The sequence below is a fragment of the Gammaproteobacteria bacterium genome, from assembly GCA_027296625.1.
Classification (GTDB): Bacteria; Pseudomonadota; Gammaproteobacteria; order JAKEHO01; family JAKEHO01; genus JAKEHO01.
Window position 1 is genome coordinate 1 of record JAPUIX010000181.1, and the last position, 3,410, is coordinate 3,410.

4 protein-coding genes are annotated in these 3,410 nt (G+C 54.1%); 2 read left to right on the forward strand and 2 right to left on the reverse strand.

Annotated features, from left to right (window positions below; translation table 11 throughout):
* Positions 1-145: 145 nt before the first annotated feature.
* Positions 146-961, reverse strand: a complete 816-nt coding sequence (locus O6944_11355) for a hypothetical protein (protein MCZ6719733.1) — start codon at positions 959-961, stop codon at positions 146-148.
* Between the two features lie 179 nt (positions 962-1,140).
* On the opposite strand from O6944_11355, the gene O6944_11360 reads away from it, so the two are divergent.
* Complete coding sequence (locus O6944_11360) at positions 1,141-1,941, forward strand: transporter substrate-binding domain-containing protein (GenBank protein ID MCZ6719734.1); 801 nt, start codon at positions 1,141-1,143, stop codon at positions 1,939-1,941.
* On the forward strand, positions 1,941-2,351 hold the full coding sequence (locus tag O6944_11365) for a hypothetical protein (GenBank protein ID MCZ6719735.1): 411 nt from the start codon (positions 1,941-1,943) through the stop codon (positions 2,349-2,351). The genes O6944_11360 and O6944_11365 overlap by 1 nt, the downstream gene beginning before the upstream one ends.
* 5 nt (positions 2,352-2,356) lie before the next feature.
* On the opposite strand, the gene O6944_11370 is transcribed toward O6944_11365, so the two are convergent.
* The coding region (locus O6944_11370) for an amino acid permease (GenBank protein MCZ6719736.1) at positions 2,357-3,410 on the reverse strand (1,054 nt) is incomplete at its 5' end.

Below are 3,410 nucleotides of genomic sequence, written 5' to 3' on the forward strand. Positions count from 1 at the left end.
AAGCCGTTCTTGAAAAGCGGAATGCCGCGTTCAAGTGCCGCGCGCGTTTTTGGACCTGGAAACTTGCTACTCACCGTGTGCGACCTTGAAGATACTGAGGCCGCAGTTTGACACATGACCGATGAAGAAAAGACGCAAATATTTTTTAGTTGAATTGCATATTGAAGCCAACCAACAGTTGGAACTGCGGTTGGCCGTCACCCTTGTGGAGAATAGTGAATTGCGGTTCAGCGAAGACATTGAATACAGTACTGCCAGATTTAAAGACTTTTCCGAGTCCTAACCCTATAGGGATATGGTAGGTATTGTTCTCAAGATCGAACGCCCAGATCGGCGCGCCCCTTAAATAATACCCTCCTCCCATTTGTATGAAATAGAAAGGTTGGGCCGCAAAGACACTTGTATCCGCCCGATCACTGTCTCCGCCAACGTCGGTACGATAGGTCAACAATCCACCCCACTGAAATTGCGCTGATGTTGCGTCAAAATAGACCGCAGCGAGTCCGATCTGGTACTTGCCCGTGCCCGTCGCATCTTCCGTTGCCGTGGGTAATACGAACTGTGGTCCAATACCGAAACTTCGACCGGGATTACCAGTATCAAACAGGTAGGCAAAGAAGACGTCGAGATCTCCAAGACCTGACTCGGTCGTGGTAATACCGGTAGGCGTGCGATTGAACGGCAACGATGCGCGCATCAGCCATTTGCCGAATGGTTTGGCGTAGCGCAGGATAAAGCTGTTCGCTGTTTCTTCAACCGGGCCAGATAATTCCGGAATGTAGTAATTATGAAGATTAAACGCGGTGAAACTAGCCAGCGGATTGTTGGCCTGGGCGGAGGCAGCCGAATCCGCTGGATCGGTCATATCGGTCTCAGATGCAGCCTGATCTTGCGCTTGTACAGCCACCGGCCACAAACTGACTAGAAGCAAGAGTTTCTTGGCGATTGGCATGGAATTCATGAGATTACTCGTCTCGTAGTGGATTCAAGGAACGCTACAATGAAATCATCGCCTGTTCAAATATTGATCACCAGTACTGTTTTGCCGACCAAGGCATTGTCTGGACAAAGCCAGAGGTCTCCGTGACAATCACACCATAATCCAATGCGGCGACGCCCGATTTTACCGAGAACCTGAATATGGCCAGAACAAGAACACTCAATCTAATTATCTCTTTGCTTATGGTTTTCTTCGCCGGCTCAGCCAGTGCTGATGTGCTCGACGAGATACTCGAAAGGGGCACGATTCGCGTTGGTGTCGCGGAATTTGCCCCGTGGACGATTAAGACAGCATCCGGTGATCTCATTGGTTTTGAAATTGAACTTTCCAACAGCCTGGCGAAGGACATGGGAGTGACGCCGGAGTTCAAAATCTACGAGTGGGACAGCCTTATCCCGGCGCTACAGCAAGGTGAGATCGATATCATTGCTGGCGGCATGGCGATTACGCCGGCTCGCGCACTGCGGGTGGAATTTACCCGGCCTACAGCAACATCCGGTACCGGGATCGCAACCAATATAGAAATGACAGAAAATATTAAGACGCTTTCGGACCTTAATGATGGCGAAATCGTCGTTGCCGCCGTCACCGGAACGGCCTCTTATAGTGTCGCCGACATGTTTTTCGATCGTGCAGACGTCAAAGCGTATGCAACTCCGGCGCTTGCAGAGACGGAGGTCCTGGAGGGTCGCGCGCACGTTTACCTTGCCGGAATGCCGGCAGCCCGCTACCTGGCATTTAGAGCCAGCGACAAAATTGATGTCCCGGTCGACAAACCGTTGCTCGCGCACAGTGAAGCAATCGCGATCCGGAAAGGTGAGCAAAGCTTGATGAACTTTCTCAATGCCTGGATAACCGCGAAGCAGAGTGATAAATGGATGCCAACGATTCGCAGCTATTGGTTTGAAGCGATGGGCTGGGTATCGGAAAAAAACCAGTAGTGTTTGTATCGCGCGACAGTTTTCTTATCGGGGCCGTAATCACCGTGGCGATCCTGTTTGATGCGAGCCCCGTATCGTCGGCGGACGAGGAAGCGGAGCCGAGTGAAGAAACGGCAAACGAAGCGATTGATGAAATCGTGATATACGCGGACAAGCCCGGTGACAAAATTGATAGGGACGCGAGGTACGAAGAACTGTATCGGACCAGGGCGGCAGCAGAACTAGACAGGCTGGAAGTACTTAATGAGGAATACGAATGGCGAAAGTCCATGGCTGTAGCCGACGATTCGTCGCGAATCAAGTGGGGCTATGACGTGGAAGCCGAGATGAGCATGCGCATAGACACGTCGATCACAGACCGGCCCACGGACACCGTCAAGCCGGCCACGCTATTCAGGGTTCAGTTCTAGCTCTCTCAGTTGCGCCGTGAAAAGTAGGTGTAAAGCGGCAAGCCGACAACAATAAATGCCAGCCCGGCCAATGCCCGGTACGGCGTCACGACAAGAGTGTTGATCAATAAGTAAGTGGCGGTGAGCAAAAACAGGGCAGGCACGAACGGATAACCCCACACCCGGTAAGGTCGTTCGGCTTCAGGCTGGCGGCGTCGAAGCACGAAAAGCCCCACACCATTGAGGGCGAAGAACACCCAAAGCACGAATATGTAAATGTCGGTGAGGACGTCAAACGTTCCGGTAACGGCCATCACAATCGACCAGATGCCCACGCCGATGATGGCAACGGCCGGAACGCCTGTTGAGGAAACATAGGCAACGGCGGCCGGCAGCAGCCCGTCCTTTGCCAGCGCGTACGGGACACGCGGCCCGCTGAGCATCGTCGTGTGCGTTGTGCCGTAAGCCGAGATTGCGAGTCCGACGGCCATCAATGCCGCGACGCCTGGGCCGAAAAACCGCGATGCCGCGGCGCCCGCAACTGAGGATGACTCAGGGACACTGGCAACCTCGAGCGGCGTCAGCACGTAAAAATAGGCAGTGTTGATGAACAGGTAAAGTACGATTACGAGCAGCGTGCCCCCAATCAGGGCCCGCGGCACGGTATGCGCCGGATTCCTGATTTCGCCACCAACAGCTGCGAGAATTGCCCAGCCGTTGTAACCCCAAAGCGCACCGAGCATCGCTGCGCCAAAACCGCCTAATCCGAGTTTGGCGCTCTCGGGCACGCCCTCGCAGGTGCCTGCCGCGCCGTTCATCGAGAAATTATCGACCGAGCCGTCAGCCAGTGTGAATGCGCCCAATGCAATGAGCACGACCAACGATATCTTGACCGCTGTCAGCGCGGTGGCGATCCAGCCGCTGGATCGAACCGTCAATAGATTCACCGCAGTCGCAAATACTATGACCAATACGGGCAACAGCAGGACCGCGAGCGGTGGCAGCCGCCCACCGCTGAGGTCATTGATGAATATGACGCAGAGGATCGAGGTTGCCGCTGCGGAAGCACCCAACGCTACG